Genomic DNA, 17171 nt, shown 5'->3' on the forward strand with positions numbered 1-17171 from the left:
GACCTACCAATTTTTTACTTGTTCAAAGATTTCCTCAGCTAGACTTTCACTTCTGGCAATGACTAATATCGAACTATCATCAGCTAAACAGCTAAAAATTTTGTCCGCAAAGGTCTCGATTAACTGAGCTTTTACAAAGGCTGTATTTCCTGGAATAACTTGGAGATTAATCATCTTATCCATCAATTCAGCTGACTCAATATTGTCTTCAGCCAGTTGTAAACTTTTTACGATTGATTTTGGCAATTCATAGACATAGGTGTTGTCTCTCAAAGGAATCTTGACAATACCCAGTTCTTTGATATCCCGTGATACCGTTGCCTGAGTGGCACTGATACCTGCCTCTTTCAAGTGTTCTACAATTTCTTCTTGTGTACCGATTTGATAATCTGTCACAAATCGTCTAATTTTTTCAAGTCTCTCTTTTTTATTCATTTTTAAATTGACTATGCGCCCTCTCTACTACTTCTTCAATCTCAGCAAGAACCTGATTACTTGCTGACTCTTCTTTTTTCAAATACGCTAAAAATTCAATATTTCCATGTCCACCTTGGATGGGAGAAAAGTCCAATCCAAGGACTGAAAAGCCTTCCTCTACTGCCATGGTTGTGACAGATTCGAGGACATTCTGATGGACCTTGGCGTCGCGAATGATTCCATTTTTTCCAATCTGCTCACGACCTGCCTCAAACTGGGGCTTAACTAGAGCCACAACTTGGCCTTGTTCAGCCAAGACACGGTGCAAGGCTGGAAGAATCAGACTGAGGGAAATGAAACTCACATCAATACTGGCAAAGCTTGGTTCCTGCTCGAAATCAGTCTTTTCAGCATAGCGAAAATTGAATTGCTCCATGCTGACAACTCGTGGGTCTTGGCGTAATTTCCAAGCCAACTGATTGGTACCAACATCAACTGCAAAGACTAACTCAGCACCATTTTGCAACATGACATCGGTAAAACCTCCAGTAGAGGCACCGATATCAATCGTGGTCGCACCATCCACTGACAAATCAAAGACCTGCAAGGCCTTTTCCAGTTTCAAACCACCACGGCTAACATACTTGAGTTTCTCCCCCTTGAGTTTTAGCTCGGTGTCATCTGGAATTTTCTCTCCTGGTTTGTCAAACCGTTCTCCATTCAGGACTGCTACGACTAGGCCAGCCATGACACCTCGCTTGGCCTGCTCTCTCGTTTCAAACAAGCCCTGTTTATAAGCTAGTACATCCACTCTTTCCTTAGCCATTGATTCTCAAACTTTCTACTACTTTCACAATCGATTCTATTTCAAAGGGAACCTGCTGGGCAATTTCTTCTAATTTTGCATTAGACTGATCCAAAGTCTGGTTACAAAAGGCAATTGCCTCTTCCAAGCCCAACAAGGCTGGATAGGTTGATTTTTCTGCCTGTAGGTCCTTTTGAGGTGTCTTGCCGATTTCCTCAAAACTAGCTGTCACATCTAACACATCATCTCGAACTTGAAAAGCAAGTCCAATCAATTCACCTACAGTTTTCAGTTTTGCCTGCATCTCAGGTGCCAATTCGGCTATAATAGCAGCTGCTTGGAAGGGATAAGCTAGTAGTTTTCCAGTCTTATTAGCATGAATGGTCTGAAGTTCTTCCAAAGACAAATGCTGGTGTTCACCCTCCATGTCCAAAACCTGGCCTGCTACCATGCCCAGACTTCCTGACGCAAGCGATAAGTTAGCAATCAAGTCCACCTTGATCTGACTTGGCAAATCTGCCTGCGCTATCAAGGCGTAAGGATCTAGGAATAAAGCATCTCCAGCCAAAATCGCCATAGCTTCACCAAATTTCTTGTGATTGGTCAATCGTCCCCGACGGTAATCATCATCATCCATAGCTGGAAGATCATCGTGAATCAAGCTCCCTGTATGAATCATTTCCAAGGCCGCAGCCACCTGCGCATGTGCTGGTTTAATAGCGACCTGCAAGGCTTCCAGAACTTCTAACAAGAGAAAAGGTCGAATACGCTTGCCACCAGCATGAATGGAATAGAGAACAGACTCTCGCAAACTAGAGGCAAACTGCTGGTCTCCATAAAAGTCTTCCAAAGCCGACTCGACAAGAGCTAATTTTTCTTGCTTCTTCATTCAAAATCACTTTCTGTTCCGTCTTCTTGCATGACCTTGACCAGGGTCTTTTCAGCCTTATCCAGCGTCGCTTGGAGCTCTTTTGACAGGATCATGCCCTTTTGAAAGGCAGCAATCGCATCTTCCAGAGCAATTTCACCATTTTCCAAACTTTGGACAATGCTTTCCAGTTCTGCTAGATTTTCCTCAAATTTCTTTTGTTTTGACATCTTTAACCTCTAATTCTACTCGACCATCCCGCATCAAAAGCGTCACTTGGTCTTTTTTCTTCAAACTCTCAACCGAATCTACAACGGACTCTTCTTTTTTGACAATAGCATAACCTCGCGCCACAATTCGACTGGTATCCAACATCAGCAAAGCTTCTGAAAGACGCTTCACTTCAGCAACCTTGGCATCATAAACCAGCGCCATTTGGCTACGGAGAAGCTTATCCAACTGGTCTAGACGGTCTTGATAACGCTGGATTTTGGTAACAGGTGATAATTGTACCAGTCGATGGGTCCTTGCTTGGACTAGTTGGTTGCTGTCAGAAATCCGTGTTCGCAAACTTTGTTTTAAGCGCAGTTGCAGTTGATCCAAGCGTTGCAAATAACCGTCATACAAGCGCTCTGGCTGTCTAAAGATAACAGACTGACTGCATTTTTTCAAAGCTTCTTGTTTCTTAGATAGCACATTTCGAACTGCCGTTGCCATCCGTTTTTCCTGATTTTGCAAATGAGCTAATACATCCAACTTGGTCACAGGTGTTGCCAGTTCAGCCGCTGCTGTCGGTGTTGCAGCTCGTCGATCTGCCACAAAATCTGCCAAGGTCACATCCGTCTCATGCCCTACACTAGAAATGATTGGCAAACGAGATTCAAAAATAGCTCGTACCACAATTTCTTCGTTAAAGGCCCAGAGATCCTCGATGGAACCTCCACCACGACCAATAATCAGCAAGTCCAAATCGTCTCGTTGATTAGCACGCGCAATATTACAAGCAATTTCCTCCGCAGAGCCTTCACCTTGCACCTTAGTTGGATAAAGTAAGATATCGACACCTGGAAATCTCCTGCTGACGGTCGTGATAATATCTCGAATAACGGCTCCACTGCGACTGGTTACTACACCAATTCTCTTAGAAAATTGGGGCAGAGGTTGCTTGAAGCGTTCTTGAAACAGACCTTCTTCCGTCAATTTTTTCTTGAGTTGGTCAAACTGAATCGCAAGCGCCCCAACCCCATCAGGCTCTGCCTTTTCAATGATGATGGAGTAGCTCCCACTGGGTTCATAGACCTGCACACGCCCAATCACATTGATTTTCATCCCTTCTTCCAAATCGAAGCCTAATTTCTGATAAATCCCAGACCAGATGGTCGCTTGAATAACTGCATGGTCATCCTTTAGGGAGAAGTATTGGTGAGTAGGTCGTTTACGAAAGTTGGAAACTTGACCAGTTAAATAGACCCGTTCCAAATAAGGGTCTTTATCGAATTTCATTTTCAGATACTTGGTCAAAGTTGTTACCGATAAATACTTTTCCATCTCCACCTACTATTCATTTTCTTGCTCTTTCATGGGTATTATTATACCAAAAATATGCCTAAAAATCTCCATTTATGTACCATTATGAGGGAAAAATAGAAAAAGGAGGCAAGGCCTCCAAATCTGTTTATTTAGTATTTCGAGCTTCTTCCAAAATCTTTGCAATCTTGGTCGTCAACAGATCGATAGCCACTGTGTTGCTGACTCCCTCAGGAATGACGATATCAGCATAACGTTTGGTCGGCTCGATAAACTGATGGTACATGGGCTTGACCACACCTAAATACTGGTCAATAACGCTATCAAGACTACGGCCTCGCTCCTCCATATCACGCTTGATCCGACGAATAATGCGAACATCATCATCCGTATCCACAAAAATCTTGATATCCATCAAATCGCGCAGGCGCTTGTCCTCCAAGACCAAAATCCCCTCAACGATAAAGACATCTTGAGGCTCTTGACGATAGGTCTTGTTGCTTCGTGTATGCTCTGTATAGTCATAAGTCGGGATGTCCACCGGACGCCCTGCCAACAATTCCTTAATCTGCTCGATCATCAAGTCTGTATCAAAGGCAAAAGGATGGTCGTAGTTGGTTTTGACACGCTCTTCAAAGGTCAAATGAGACTGATCCTTGTAGTATGAATCGTGCTCAATCATGGAAATCTTTTCATCAGGGAAATGCGATAAAATGGCTCTTGAAACACTGGTCTTACCTCCACCAGAACCACCTGTCACTCCGATAATGATTGGTCTATTTTGCATGCTATCCTCCGTTTTTTTATCCGTCGTCTATTCTATCATATTTTTTACAAAATTTATAGTCTGGTTTGGATAATCTAGGGGAAACAATTCCAATTTCTACACTTCAATTATACTAACGAAAAACCTTCCTTGGCTTGTAGAGGTTATCCCTTTTTTCTAGAATGGCTAGCAATTTATCATCTTCAAACGCAGCCAATTCTTGTTCTGTTTGGTCGAGCTCTATAAAACGACCAAAGCACACTTCTGTAGCCTCTTCTGGACTTAGGAAAACTTTGACAAGGTCACCTGTTCCAATCTCTAGAGGATAGAGAAAGTCCAGTTGCCCAGCCTCCACTTTTTCAGCAATTTCTTCCAAGGTAAGAGCATCTTCTAGTTGCAAACCAGCTGCACTAGTCCGTGTCAAATGTGACATATGGGCAGCATATCCAAGTTTTTCTCCCAAGTCAACCGATAAGGTACGAATATAGGTTCCCTTGCTACATTTCACACGAAAAGTAAAACGTGCTAGATTCCCCTCATAAGAAATCGGACTTGTTCGCTCAAATTGATAAATGGTCACCTGACGTTCTGGACGCTCCACTTCCTGACCTGCACGCGCATACTCATAGAGCTTACGACCATTAACCTTAACAGCCGAATACATAGGCGGAATCTGAGTAATAGGCCCAGTCAAGCTAGTAATGGCTTCATCAACAAGCTTTTCATCCAAGGGCGACAAAACAGGGGTCTCTGCGACCACTTCTCCACTGGCATCCTCGGTCGTTGTTGAATAGCCAAGAGTGATTTCACCCTCATAGACCTTGCCCTCATCCTGCATAAACTCGACCATGCGTGTCGCCTTGCCAACCGCAATGGGCAAAACACCCACCACATCCGGATCCAAGGTCCCACCATGACCAATCTTCTTAGTTCCCAAAATCTTACGCAGTTTAAAAACCGCATCATGCGAGGTCATCCCCGCTTCTTTTTTTAAGTTGATAATACCGTTCATTTTTGCTTTCTCACTCCCCCTTCAGCGCTTCAAACTTCGCTTTCATGGTTGGATTTTTTCGAGTCAATTTTTTAACAGAAACATCTTCTAATTTGTTGTTAGCTAGACGGAGTTGGTTTTCAGATGTTGTCAGGAATTTCTTAACCTCTTCCATGCGTTTGATGGCCTTGTCGATTTCATCAATAGCTTTACCAAAGTTGGTCGAAGCTGAATTATAGTTTTTAGCAAAAGCTAACTTAAAGGCATCCAAGTCTTCCTCAAAATGTGTAATATCGATATTTTGCTCACGAACTAAGGCCAACTCCTGCTTGTATTTTAGAGAATTTAGCGCCGCATTGCGTAAGAGACCAATCAACTGGATAAAGAATTGAGGACGAACCACATACATCTTTTCATACTCGTGGCTGACGTCAACAATCCCTGTGTTAAAGTAATCATTATCGGCCTCAAGCATGGTCACCAAAACAGCATATTCGCAGTTCTTTTCACAACGATCCTTGTCCAATTCCTTGTAAAAATCCGCGTTCTTGTGCTTCTTCTCTGTTCCATCCGCTTCGTTTTTCATTTCAAACATGATGGAAATAATTTCGACCCCATTTTCATCACACTCACGGAAGATAAAGTCCCCTTTGGAACCACGCGCAGAGACCTTGTTATCCTTCTCAAAGTAAGCATTTGGAAAGGCAAAACTGCGAACCTTGTTAAACTCACTCTCTGCATAGTGTTCCAAACTTTCCCCGATGGCTTTTGTAGATTGTTGGGCTTTGAAATTCTTATAGAACTCGACCTGTTCACTAGCTGCTTTAAGCTGGGCTTCGTAATTTTGCTTGACAGAAGCCAATGATAACTCATTTTCCTTTTCTTGTAAGAGGAGCTGATTTTTGACCTCGTCTCTTTCTTTTTCTAGGTCAGAAAGGGTCTTTTGTAGTTGATTTTCATGTTCCAAACGCAAGGTGGCCAATTGGTTTTCCAAGGCCTGCACTTCCTTGTCCTTTGCTAATAAGGCCTGATGGCTTGTCTGTTCAACTTCTTTCTTGGCCAGTTCTTTCTCTGTATCAAAGTTTTGGATTTGACTCTGCAATTGCGCAATTTCTTGGTCTTTTTGAGCTAGTTTAGACTGTTGTTCATTCATGGCCTTTTGCTCAGCCAAGGCCAGTTCCTGCTTCATCCGATCATGTAGTTCCTTATCAAACTCTGCTGTTCTCACTTGAGACAGAAGTTCAGCATACTGACTTTCATTTACTGTAAAGACTTCCCCACAGTTGGGACATTTGATTTCGTTCATATCGTTCCTCTTTCTAGACTTCTGTAACCATTATATCATGCCTAAGGGAAAATCAAAAACAGCGAGTCGAAACCCACTGTTTATCTTCTTTTTCTTTAAATTTTTTCCAAGGCCAAGCGCAAGTCTTCAATCAAATCATCTACATTTTCAAGTCCGATAGACAAACGGATTTGGTTTGGTGTGACACCTGCTGCTTCAAGGTCTTTTTCTGACAATTGACCATGAGTGGTTGTTGCTGGATGGACAACAAGCGATTTGGCATCTGCCACATTTGCAAGGTCAGAAAAGATTTCTAAATGATCAATGACCTTGCGTGCTTCTGCCTCGCCACCTTTGACATGGAAGGTAAAGATTGAACCCACACCTTTAGGCAAGTATTTCTCAGCCAAGGCATGATATGGACTATCTGCAAGTTTTGGATAGTTAACTTTTTCTACCTTAGGATGGTTTACAAGAAAATCAACAATTTTCTCAGCATTTTGCACATGGCGTTCCACACGAAGAGAAAGGGTTTCCAGTCCTTGAAGCAAGAGGAAGGCATTAAATGGCGACAAGGCTGCACCTGTATCACGAAGCAATTGAACACGGACAGCGATAATAAAGGCTGCTGCCCCCACATCGCGAGTATAGCTCAAATTGTGGTAGCTTGGGTCTTCCTCAACAAATTGAGGGAATTTTCCTGAAGCTGCCCAGTCAAAACGACCACTATCGACAATCACTCCACCAATAGTCGTACCATGCCCACCGATAAACTTAGTCGCAGAGTGAATGGCAATATCTACACCGTGAGAAAAGACATTAATCAAATAAGGTGTAGCAAAGGTATTATCCGAAACTAGTGGAATCTGGTGTTTATGAGCAATCTCAGCCAATTTTTCCAAGTCAGGAATGTTTATCAAAGGATTCCCCAAGGTTTCAATCAAGACAAGCTTGGTATTGTCATTGATAGCTGCTTCCACTTCCTCCAAATTTTCAATATCGACAAAGGTTGTTGTGATCCCATAACGAGGAAGGGTTTCTTTCAAGAGATTGAAAGTTCCACCGTAAATAGTTGATGCTGCCACTACATGGTCACCTGCATGAGCAAGAGCCAAAATCGTATAAGTCACTGCGGCCATACCTGATGCTGTTGCAAGAGCTCCAACACCACCTTCAAGGGCAGCGATTCTTTCTTCAAAAGCAGCCGTTGTAGGATTGGTGATACGAGTATAAATGTTCCCTGGTTTTCTCAAGGCAAACAAATCGGCACCTTCCTGCGTGTCATCAAAAACAAAGGATGTTGTTTGATAAATTGGCACTGCACGAGACTTGGTAGCTGGATCCACAACTTGACCAGCATGTAGTTGCAAGGTTTCAAATTTTAAATCACGAGTCATAAAACGACCTCCAAATAGTTTGATTAAGGATATTGTAGCACCTTAAGGTATAGTTTACAAATATCAGTTTTCTATATTTTGATATAAGAAATAGCTATTACCTTATTTTAAAAATGAAAAAAGGCACGACTCAATCGTGCTCATTTTCTTAATCTACATAAGTATCTTCATTTTTATTGAGGAAGGCATATGGAAGACCCATCAAAAGACCTCCACCAATCAAGTTTCCAACGAAGGTTACGCCCCAGTGGCGAAGCATATTCCCAACACCGAAGTTAGCAATTGAATCAGCAGCAACACTGAATTTTACAATCGCGAAAGAAGCAAAGTTCGCAGCAATGTGCTCGTTTGTTAAGAATACAAACATGTAAATCGCTGACAACACAAGCCAAAGTTTGGCACCACTATCTTTGACCAAAACAAATGAAAGAATCGCAATATTTACGAAAATATTTGCCAAAATCGCCTCAAGCAAGACTAATTCATTTGAACGGCCTAACTTCATCTCAACAACCCCTGAGATGAAACTATCGTGAGTCAGATGTGCATAGGCTGCCGAATGAGCAAAGCCCCAACCTGCTATCAAAGCCCCGATAAGGTTAAACAAGGTACAGTAAAGTAAAATCTCAGCTGTTTTTCTCCAAGAGATTTTTTTCAAGAAACTACCAGCAGTCAAGAACATCATGTTTGATGTTACCAACTCGGCATTCAAGAAAACAATGTAGGCCAATCCCCAAGCAAAGACAAATGGGAAGAGGAAGCGTCCACTACCTGGTGCAATTTTATTAATCAAGTCAGCCCCAACTGCACCAGCAGCAGTACTGAAGGTCAAAAATGCACCTGCAAACATCGAACGAATAGCATACTTAAATTTGCTTTGACTATAAAGACTTTCTTTCTTCTTGCAAGCAAATTCAATCTTTGAGATAAATTCTGAAGAAACCATAATAAACTCCTAAAACTTTTATTTGTGATAATTATAACATAAAACAGATATAATGAAAAGCCTTTCCTAATTGCATTTTTAATAAATTTATAAAATCAGTAATCGTTTACATTATTTTAATAATAAGCTTTTAGAAGTTTTAGTTATCAGAATATTGAGGTTGCATGGAATAACTTTTATTCTATTTAATATATTTTATTTTTACAATTTAAAAACGATTTTCTCTGCAAGCCTATTTTGTAAAAGAAAAAGAGAGAATCGTTCTGATTCTCCCTGATACACTAACTCTTCTTAATCAACATATGTATCTTCATTCTTATTTAGAAAGGCATACGGTAAACCAATCAAAAGACCTCCACCTATAAAGTTAGCAATAAAAGTTACACCCCAATGTCGAAGGATATTTGGAAGATCAAAGTGAGGTACTTGATCAGCAACCATGCTGAATTTCATAATACTAAAGGAAGCAAAATTAGCAGCGATGTGCTCATTGGACAAGAAGACAAACATGGAAATAGCTGATAAAATAATCCATAGTTTGGCAGAACCATCTTTGACTAGTATAGATGAAAGAATGGCAATATTTACAAATACATTGGCAAGAATTCCCTCAAGCAGGACTAAATCACTTGGACGCGCCAATTTCTTGGCTACAAGCTTAGGAAGGAAGCTATCATTGGTCAAATGGGAAAAGGCTGACGAGTTGGCAAAGGCCCATCCAGCCACCAAGGCACCAATGAGATTAAACAAAGTACAATAGAGTAAAATAATCATTGCCTTTTTCCAATCAATCTTTTTCAAAAATGCACCTGCTGTTAAATACATCATATTGGAAGTTACCAATTCCGCATTTAGGAAGACAATATAAACCAGCCCCCAAGCAAAAACAAATGGGAAAAGGAAATACCCACTACTTGGAACAATACTATTAAGTAAATCTGCACCAATAGCACCAGCAGCTGTACTGAAGGTTAAAAAAGCACCTGCAAACATAGAACGAATCGCATACTTGAATTTACTTTTCTTGAAAAGACTTTCTTTCTTGTGGCAATAATAATCAATCTTCGAAATAAACTCTGAAGAACTCATAAACATCTCCTATTTTTTATACTTAGTATTATAGTATAAAATATTAAAATAGGTAATTGTTTTTGAAAAATGATAATATTTGTATTGATTTAGCATTACTTAGCACGATTACAAAGCAATGTAAAAAGAACCAGTAAAACTAAATGTTTACTGATTCTTTAACTATTAATAGCGTTGTTTATATGGTTGATTGAAAGCTGTTAGAATTTCTTCAGGGGTTTGTGAATAATCTTTTTCTTCTTTTAAGTCACCTTTAACGATAATCCGCTCTGTCGCATCATAGTCCACACAAGTCACAAGTGTGATTTCATCAACTCCACTACGGTCATCAATCTCATCGACGCGATCTGGTGTCACATGCTTGACCTCATGAATGACATAAGTATAAACCTTATCCTTATCGGTTAGATAAATTTTCATTCCATTTTTAGCACGTGATAATGGAGAAAATAGCATCTGACTGGCATTTTCCGCCGTGAAGATGTGATGGCTCGCAAGTGAATAGTTTCCTTTCCCCATCACTTGGTCACGCTTCATCGTACCAGCTCCATAGAAGAGATTGACATTATCAAGACCTTTAAAAATAGGCAAGTTAATTTCTACTTCAGGAATAGCAATTCCACCAATAACTGGTAATTTTTGTGAATCCCATTGTGAGGATAAGACAGCTTCTGACGAAATGGCTTTTACTGAGTCAAAGTCAAAATTACCTTCTGTATCTTGATTTTCTTCCAATTTTTCTTTTGATACCTGGCTAACTTGATACTTGTTAGTATTCCAAACCATGAAGATATCACGAATTTTTGAATTAAAGATTAATGCCAGTGACAAGAGGATTAAGAATCCTGCCAAGACATTGATTAGTAAATTTTTACGATTTGTTTTCTTATTATTCTTTTTATGAGACATTATGCTTCACCTTCTATTTCGTTTTCTGTCCCAACTTCTTCTTTTTCTGACGCTGCTACCGTTGTAAAGGTCACAATTTTAGCATCCTGATCCAAGCGCATCACTTTAACTCCCATAGTTGAGCGCCCTGTTTGTGAAATATTGGCAACGTTGGTTCGAATCATGACACCTGTATCAGTGATAATCATCAAATCTTCATCACCTTTAACAGTCAAAAGACCTGATAGAGGACCATTTTTCTCAGCTACATTAGCCGTCTTCATCCCTTTACCACCACGACCTTTTGTTGGATATTCAGTCGCAACTGTGCGCTTACCATATCCTTTTTCTGTGATGATAAGAACCTCGTCCTGGTCTGTAATAACACTAGCACCAACTACTGTATCTCCTTCACGAAGATTGACACCTTTCACACCCGTAGCGATACGACTCATGCCTCGAACAGCTGATTGATTAAAGCGAACTGCATAACCAAGCTTGGTACCAATGATAATATCCGTATCTTCTTCCGTCAACAAGACATTAATCAACTCATCTTCATCTTTGAGGTTCAGTGCTTTAAGTCCATTTTGACGAATATTAGCAAATTCCTTGACGCTGGTTCTCTTCACAATACCATGACGGGTTGTGAAGAAAAGATAAGCATCATCACTGCGTTCAGATTCAACATTGATGATGGTCTGAATACTTTCACCTTCATCCAATTTCAAAAGATTGACAATTGGCAATCCCTTGGCCGTACGGCCATACTCAGGAATTTCATATCCTTTCAGGCGATAGACACGACCTTTATTTGTGAAGAAGAGCAGGTGATCATGGGTGCTAGTTGACACTAACTCACGAACAAAATCATCATCCTTAACACCTGTTCCTTGAACACCACGCCCCCCACGTTTTTGAGCAGTGAATTCTCCTTGGTCCAAACGTTTAATGTAACCCTTGTTAGAAAGCGTAATTAAGACATCCGATTCTTCAATCAAATCCTCATCTTCGAGGCTTAAGACTTCACCGACCATCAATTCAGTACGACGTTGGTCGCCAAACTTACGCTTAACTTCGTCTAATTCATCTTTAATAATTTGAGAAACACGTTCCGGCTTAGCTAGAATATCTGCTAAATCCGCAATCAGAGCCAAGAGGTCATCATACTCAGACTGAATCTTATCGCGTTCCAAACCTGTCAAACGACGAAGGCGCATATCAAGGATGGCTTGACTTTGACGTTCAGAAAGCTTAAACTTGCTCATCAACTCAGCTTGTGCTTCCGCATCCGTTTCACTAGCACGGATGATACGAATCACTTCGTCGATATGGTCTAGTGCGATTAAGAGACCTTCTAAGATATGAGCACGCGCTTCTGCTTTTTCCTTATCAAAACGAGTACGACGAACAACCACTTCTTTTTGGTGTTCGATATAAGCATCCAAAATCTGACGAAGGGACAAAATCTTCGGTACCCCATTTTGAATAGCCAACATATTAAAACCAAAGTTGGTTTGCATCTGGGTCATCTTGAAGAGGTTGTTGAGGATAACATTGGCTGAGGCATCACGCTTGACTTCAATAACAAATCGAACACCTTCACGGTTTGACTCATCACGGACTGCTGTAATCCCCTCAATGCGTTTTTCCTGAACCAAACGAACAATATGCTCATGCACCTTTGTTTTGTTGACCATATATGGGAATTCTGTTACAACGATGCGCTCACGGCCAGTCTTAGTTTCTTCGATTTCAGTACGAGAACGAAGAACAATCGAACCTTTACCTGTTTCGTAAGCCTTATGGATACCTGATTTCCCCATGACGAGGGCACCAGTTGGAAAATCTGGCCCAGGCAAGACTTCCATCAAATCCTTAGTGGTCACTTCAGGATTGTCCATGACCAACTTCACTGCATCAATGGTTTCACCCAAGTTATGAGGTGGAATATTGGTTGCCATACCGACAGCGATACCAGTAGCTCCATTAACTAAAAGATTTGGAAAACGAGCTGGAAGGACTAAAGGTTCACGTTCATTGGCATCATAGTTATCAACGAAATCAACCGTATTTTTATTGATATCACGAAGCATCTCCAGAGCAATCTTGCTCATACGTGCCTCAGTGTAACGCTGGGCGGCAGCACCATCGCCATCCATGGAACCAAAGTTCCCATGGCCATCTACAAGCATGTAACGGTAGCTCCACCATTGAGCCATACGAACCATGGCTTCATAGATAGAGGAATCCCCGTGTGGGTGATATTTACCCATGACATCCCCAGTAATACGAGCAGATTTTTTATGTGGTTTGTCTGGAGTAACACCCAATTCATTCATTCCATAGAGAATCCGACGGTGAACGGGTTTCAAGCCATCTCGAACATCAGGAAGAGCCCGCGCAACGATAACACTCATGGCGTAGTCGATAAAGCTTGTCTTCATCTCCTTTGTCAGATTGACATTCACTAAATTTCTATCCTGCATTAATAAATGCCTCATTTCACTATAATTAGGTATATTATACCATAATGTTCGCTATATTTCAGATATCTAAATCGATAAAACGTTTACATAAAGAACTGCAAGGTATATCCGTGACAAAGCTATTTAAAAGTGATAGAATGAAATCAAATGGGGAATTTCCCTTAATAAAACAAAGGAGATGTTTAGACAAATGACAGCAACTAAACAACACAAAAAAGTTATCCTCGTCGGTGACGGTGCCGTAGGTTCTTCTTACGCTTTCGCCCTCGTTACACAAGGAATTGCACAAGAACTTGGTATCATTGAAATTCCACAATTGTTTGAAAAAGCAGTTGGTGATGCCGAAGACCTTAGCCACGCCCTTGCATTCACTTCACCTAAAAAAATCTACGCTGCTAAATACGAAGACTGTGCTGATGCTGACCTTGTTGTTATCACAGCTGGTGCTCCTCAAAAACCAGGTGAAACTCGTCTTGACCTTGTAGGTAAAAACCTTGCTATCAACAAATCAATCGTTGAGCAAGTTGTTGCTTCAGGTTTTGATGGTATCTTCCTTGTTGCAGCTAACCCAGTAGATGTCTTGACTTATTCAACTTGGAAATTCTCTGGATTCCCTAAAGAACGCGTTATCGGTTCAGGTACTTCACTTGACTCAGCTCGTTTCCGTCAAGCACTTGCTGAAAAAATCGGTGTTGACGCTCGTTCAGTCCATGCCTACATCATGGGTGAACACGGTGACTCTGAATTTGCTGTTTGGTCTCACGCTAACGTTGCCGGTGTTAAATTGGAACAATGGCTACAAGCTAACCGTGACTTAGATGAAGCTGACCTTGTAGAGCTCTTCATCTCAGTTCGTGACGCAGCTTACTCAATCATCAACAAAAAAGGTGCTACTTACTACGGTATCGCCGTTGCCCTAGCTCGTATTACAAAAGCAATCCTTGACGACGAAAATGCAGTACTTCCACTTTCTGTATTCCAAGAAGGTCAATACGGAGTTGAAAATGTCTTTATCGGTCAACCAGCTATCGTTGGTGCACACGGTATCGTTCGTCCAGTAAATATCCCATTGAACGACGCAGAAACTCAAAAAATGCAAGCATCTGCTAAAGAATTACAAGCTATTATTGACGAAGCATGGAAAAACCCAGAATTCCAAACTGCTTCTAAAAACTAATTGTAACTAGGTTCTCATTTAATGAGAACCTTTTTTCTTTTCCCCTAAAGACTGAAACACTATTTTCCAAAAGATTCCTTACCTCACACCGTTTGGGTTGTGTTGGATACTCATATGCTAAAACAACGCCACAAATTTATACTCATATTACTAAACAAATGAAAACAACCGTTGCAGATGTCATGGAAAAGTATTAGTCTTTACCTCAAAAATGCCCCAAAGCAAACAAAAAAGCCTATCGACCAAGCTAGAAAGCTTGATACAATAGGCTTTTTAAAGTGTCATTATTTAACAGCGTCTTTAAGAGCTTTACCAGCTTTGAATGCTGGAACTTTAGAAGCTGCAATTTTGATTTCTTTACCAGTTTGTGGGTTGCGACCTTTACGTGCAGCACGCTCACGAACTTCAAAGTTACCAAAACCGATCAATTGAACTTTTTCACCAGCTGCAAGGTACTCAGTTACTGCTGCGAATACAGCTTCAACTGCTGCTGCTGAATCTTTCTTAGTTAAATCTGTAGCTTCTGCTACTTTAGCGATCAAATCTTGTTTGTTTGCCATGTTAAAAAATCCTCCAAATAATTTCTAATTAACAAATATAATCATATCCTAAAAACGCCCGTAGGTCAAGTCAAAAACACTATTTTGAATGAATTTTCACTATTTTTTTAGGAAACATATCGTATTAAAATAGCCCATGCATTTTCTCCTGTATGAGTTTGAATAATAGAACCTGTTTCTAAAACTGATATCGGTTTTTCAACATATTTTTGCAATAAACTCTTCATTTCATTAGCCCACTCATTATTTCCTGCATAGGAAATCCCAATTTCAGCAACCGCTTTATGAGAAAGAGTTTCTACCAACTCGTCTAACCATTTTTTAAACGTTTTAGCACCGCGACCTTTAACAATAGGTTGCAATTCATGATCTTTCATCTGCATCACAACACGAATGTTCAAAAGGGAACTTAACAAACCTGTCACACGTCCGATACGTCCACCTTTCACTAAGTTTTCTAAAGTTGAAACCCCAATGTAAAGTTCTGTATCTTGTTTGATTTCTTCAACAGCAGCTACAATTGTTTCTAAATCTTTTCCTTCTTTAGCAAGTTTTGCGGCTTCAACAACCTGAAACTTCATAGCCTGATCGGTAAATGAGCTATCAATAACTGTCACATCCGCAGCAGATAAACTTGCACCTTGACGAGCAGCCTCAACGGTTCCAGACAAGGCATGAGACATATGTATTGCAAGAATTTGACTACCATCTTTTCCTAACTCTTCAAAAACCTCAGCAAATACTCCTACTGGAGGTTGACTCGTTTTAGGAAGATTCTTACTTTGTTGCATAAGATGAAGGAACTCACCCTCTTTCAAATCTGAGTCCGAATAAAGTACGCTATCAATCATAACCGATAGGGGAACAACTGTAATATTAAGTTCTTTAACAACTTCTGGTTCGATAGTAACAGAAGAATCTGTTACAATTTTTACTTTTGTCATATAATCAATCTTTCTATTATACTAGATAGGAATTAGATTTTTCACTCTTATTATATCAAAAAATTATTAAAAAATCATAAGGGATCCAATGAAAAAGTTTGAAATTTTGGTATAATCAATCTATAGAAAAGTGAGGGAAAATCATGATTCGAAAAATACAGCCTATTATCACCATCATACTGGGTGCAGCTATTTATGCTTTTGGTCTTACCTATTTTGTTGTTCCCCATCATCTCTTCGAGGGAGGAGCAACTGGTGTCACCCTAATTACATACTATCTCTTCAAGATTCCTGTCTCCTTGATGAATCTTTTAATTAATATTCCCTTATTCATTTTGGCTTGGAAAATATTTGGTCCTAAAACACTCTATTCTAGCCTTCTAGGTACTTTTTCTCTATCTGTTTGGTTAGCGGTATTTGAACGTATTCCCTTACAGTTTGATTTACAAGGTGATTTGATAATCGTTTCCTTGGTTTCCGGTGTTCTGCTTGGAATCGGATTAGGAGTTATTTTCAATGCTGGTGGAACAACCGGTGGATCTGATATTGTTGCTCGTATTCTAAACAAATATACGAATATATCAATCGGAAAATTGCTTTTTGGGATTGACTTCTTTATCCTAATGTTAATTTTAATACTCTTCCAAGATCTTCGTCTAGTTACCTATACACTTTTGTTCGATTTTATCATCACACGTGTCATTGATTTTATTGGAGAAGGTGGCTACGCTGGAAAAGGCTTTATAATTATTACTCAGTATCCTGATAAATTAGCTAAAAAGATTAATGATGAACTCGGACGTGGGGTAACCTTTCTTTCTGGTCAAGGCTACTATAGTAAAAAAGATTTAAAAATCATCTATTGTATTGTTGGTCGTAATGAAATTGTAAAAATGAAAGATATGATTCATCAAGTTGATCCTCAAGCCTTTATAACTATTACTGAAGCTCACGAAATCCTTGGAGAAGGATTTACCTATATAAAAGAATAAAGAAAAAGCTGGGAAGTTCCAGCTTTTTCT

General features: G+C 40.1%; 17 protein-coding genes. 2 read left to right on the forward strand and 15 right to left on the reverse strand.

The window, feature by feature from the left end; all coding sequences use genetic code 11:
• Window positions 1-3: 3 nt before the first annotated feature.
• The 13 genes from FBF73_RS02210 to gyrA all read right to left on the reverse strand — a co-directional run bounded on the left by FBF73_RS02210 (window position 4) and on the right by gyrA (window position 13468).
• Entirely contained in the window at window positions 4-435 is a 432-nt protein-coding gene (locus tag FBF73_RS02210) for an arginine repressor (RefSeq protein WP_136936852.1), read from the reverse strand.
• The gene (locus FBF73_RS02215) at window positions 428-1243 is read right to left on the reverse strand and encodes a TlyA family RNA methyltransferase (protein ID WP_136936853.1); all 816 of its coding nucleotides are present in this window, start codon (window positions 1241-1243) and stop codon (window positions 428-430) included. Before FBF73_RS02215 ends, FBF73_RS02210 begins: the two co-directional genes overlap by 8 nt.
• A complete protein-coding gene (locus tag FBF73_RS02220) occupies window positions 1236-2111 on the reverse strand; it encodes a polyprenyl synthetase family protein (RefSeq protein ID WP_136936854.1) in 876 nt (291 codons plus the stop codon). Before FBF73_RS02220 ends, FBF73_RS02215 begins: the two co-directional genes overlap by 8 nt.
• Window positions 2108-2320 (reverse strand): exodeoxyribonuclease VII small subunit, encoded by a 213-nt coding sequence (locus FBF73_RS02225; RefSeq protein WP_000043223.1) that lies wholly within the window; start codon window positions 2318-2320, stop codon window positions 2108-2110. Before FBF73_RS02225 ends, FBF73_RS02220 begins: the two co-directional genes overlap by 4 nt.
• Window positions 2298-3638 carry an exodeoxyribonuclease VII large subunit gene (gene xseA, locus FBF73_RS02230; RefSeq protein WP_136936855.1) on the reverse strand — a complete coding sequence of 447 codons (1341 nt, stop codon included), beginning with the start codon at window positions 3636-3638 and terminating at the stop codon, window positions 2298-2300. Before xseA ends, FBF73_RS02225 begins: the two co-directional genes overlap by 23 nt.
• A 127-nt stretch (window positions 3639-3765) precedes the next feature.
• A complete protein-coding gene (gene udk, locus FBF73_RS02235; RefSeq protein WP_136936856.1) occupies window positions 3766-4404 on the reverse strand; it encodes a uridine kinase in 639 nt (212 codons plus the stop codon).
• A 112-nt stretch (window positions 4405-4516) separates the two neighbouring features.
• Window positions 4517-5395, reverse strand: coding sequence for a tRNA pseudouridine(55) synthase TruB (gene truB, locus FBF73_RS02240; RefSeq protein ID WP_136936857.1), 879 nt, complete (start codon window positions 5393-5395; stop codon window positions 4517-4519).
• A 10-nt stretch (window positions 5396-5405) separates the two neighbouring features.
• A complete protein-coding gene (locus tag FBF73_RS02245; protein WP_136936858.1) occupies window positions 5406-6680 on the reverse strand; it encodes a DUF2130 domain-containing protein in 1275 nt (424 codons plus the stop codon).
• A 95-nt stretch (window positions 6681-6775) separates the two neighbouring features.
• Window positions 6776-8056 carry an O-acetylhomoserine aminocarboxypropyltransferase/cysteine synthase family protein gene (locus tag FBF73_RS02250; RefSeq protein WP_136936859.1) on the reverse strand — a complete coding sequence of 427 codons (1281 nt, stop codon included), beginning with the start codon at window positions 8054-8056 and terminating at the stop codon, window positions 6776-6778.
• Between the two features lie 148 nt (window positions 8057-8204).
• The gene (locus FBF73_RS02255) at window positions 8205-9002 is read right to left on the reverse strand and encodes a formate/nitrite transporter family protein (protein ID WP_000254777.1); all 798 of its coding nucleotides are present in this window, start codon (window positions 9000-9002) and stop codon (window positions 8205-8207) included.
• A gap of 291 nt (window positions 9003-9293) precedes the next feature.
• A complete protein-coding gene (locus tag FBF73_RS02260) occupies window positions 9294-10091 on the reverse strand; it encodes a formate/nitrite transporter family protein (RefSeq protein ID WP_136936860.1) in 798 nt (265 codons plus the stop codon).
• Window positions 10092-10256: 165 nt separating this feature from the next.
• Window positions 10257-11000 (reverse strand): class A sortase, encoded by a 744-nt coding sequence (locus FBF73_RS02265; RefSeq protein ID WP_124787350.1) that lies wholly within the window; start codon window positions 10998-11000, stop codon window positions 10257-10259.
• On the reverse strand, window positions 11000-13468 hold the full coding sequence (gyrA, locus tag FBF73_RS02270; RefSeq protein ID WP_136936861.1) for a DNA gyrase subunit A: 2469 nt from the start codon (window positions 13466-13468) through the stop codon (window positions 11000-11002). Before gyrA ends, FBF73_RS02265 begins: the two co-directional genes overlap by 1 nt.
• A gap of 190 nt (window positions 13469-13658) precedes the next feature.
• On the opposite strand from gyrA, the gene FBF73_RS02275 reads away from it, so the two are divergent.
• Window positions 13659-14645, forward strand: coding sequence for an L-lactate dehydrogenase (locus FBF73_RS02275; RefSeq protein WP_124787348.1), 987 nt, complete (start codon window positions 13659-13661; stop codon window positions 14643-14645).
• Window positions 14646-14929: 284 nt separating this feature from the next.
• Here the strand turns inward: FBF73_RS02275 and FBF73_RS02285 are convergent, their stop codons facing one another.
• Together FBF73_RS02285 and FBF73_RS02290 are read right to left on the reverse strand one after the other, a co-directional pair.
• A complete protein-coding gene (locus FBF73_RS02285; RefSeq protein WP_124787347.1) occupies window positions 14930-15205 on the reverse strand; it encodes an HU family DNA-binding protein in 276 nt (91 codons plus the stop codon).
• 107 nt (window positions 15206-15312) lie between these two features.
• Window positions 15313-16149 (reverse strand): DegV family protein, encoded by an 837-nt coding sequence (locus FBF73_RS02290; RefSeq protein ID WP_136936862.1) that lies wholly within the window; start codon window positions 16147-16149, stop codon window positions 15313-15315.
• A 143-nt stretch (window positions 16150-16292) separates the two neighbouring features.
• Here FBF73_RS02290 and FBF73_RS02295 point away from each other — a divergent pair, with 143 nt between their 5' ends.
• Window positions 16293-17141 (forward strand): YitT family protein, encoded by an 849-nt coding sequence (locus FBF73_RS02295; protein ID WP_124787345.1) that lies wholly within the window; start codon window positions 16293-16295, stop codon window positions 17139-17141.
• Window positions 17142-17171 lie beyond the last annotated feature (30 nt).

The organism is Streptococcus mitis (assembly GCF_005144795.1).
GTDB classification, from domain to species: Bacteria; Bacillota; Bacilli; order Lactobacillales; family Streptococcaceae; genus Streptococcus; species Streptococcus mitis_BB.

Coding starts and splice junctions, on each gene's coding strand:
- FBF73_RS02210 (WP_136936852.1), bottom strand. CDS start 435: ATGAATAAAAAAGAGAGACTTGAAAAAATTAGACGATTTGTGACAGAT.
- FBF73_RS02215 (WP_136936853.1), bottom strand. CDS start 1,243: ATGGCTAAGGAAAGAGTGGATGTACTAGCTTATAAACAGGGCTTGTTT.
- FBF73_RS02220 (WP_136936854.1), bottom strand. CDS start 2,111: ATGAAGAAGCAAGAAAAATTAGCTCTTGTCGAGTCGGCTTTGGAAGAC.
- FBF73_RS02225 (WP_000043223.1), bottom strand. CDS start 2,320: ATGTCAAAACAAAAGAAATTTGAGGAAAATCTAGCAGAACTGGAAAGC.
- xseA (WP_136936855.1), bottom strand. CDS start 3,638: ATGGAAAAGTATTTATCGGTAACAACTTTGACCAAGTATCTGAAAATG.
- udk (WP_136936856.1), bottom strand. CDS start 4,404: ATGCAAAATAGACCAATCATTATCGGAGTGACAGGTGGTTCTGGTGGA.
- truB (WP_136936857.1), bottom strand. CDS start 5,395: ATGAACGGTATTATCAACTTAAAAAAAGAAGCGGGGATGACCTCGCAT.
- FBF73_RS02245 (WP_136936858.1), bottom strand. CDS start 6,680: ATGAACGAAATCAAATGTCCCAACTGTGGGGAAGTCTTTACAGTAAAT.
- FBF73_RS02250 (WP_136936859.1), bottom strand. CDS start 8,056: ATGACTCGTGATTTAAAATTTGAAACCTTGCAACTACATGCTGGTCAA.
- FBF73_RS02255 (WP_000254777.1), bottom strand. CDS start 9,002: ATGGTTTCTTCAGAATTTATCTCAAAGATTGAATTTGCTTGCAAGAAG.
- FBF73_RS02260 (WP_136936860.1), bottom strand. CDS start 10,091: ATGAGTTCTTCAGAGTTTATTTCGAAGATTGATTATTATTGCCACAAG.
- FBF73_RS02265 (WP_124787350.1), bottom strand. CDS start 11,000: ATGTCTCATAAAAAGAATAATAAGAAAACAAATCGTAAAAATTTACTA.
- gyrA (WP_136936861.1), bottom strand. CDS start 13,468: ATGCAGGATAGAAATTTAGTGAATGTCAATCTGACAAAGGAGATGAAG.
- FBF73_RS02275 (WP_124787348.1), top strand. CDS start 13,659: ATGACAGCAACTAAACAACACAAAAAAGTTATCCTCGTCGGTGACGGT.
- FBF73_RS02285 (WP_124787347.1), bottom strand. CDS start 15,205: ATGGCAAACAAACAAGATTTGATCGCTAAAGTAGCAGAAGCTACAGAT.
- FBF73_RS02290 (WP_136936862.1), bottom strand. CDS start 16,149: ATGACAAAAGTAAAAATTGTAACAGATTCTTCTGTTACTATCGAACCA.
- FBF73_RS02295 (WP_124787345.1), top strand. CDS start 16,293: ATGATTCGAAAAATACAGCCTATTATCACCATCATACTGGGTGCAGCT.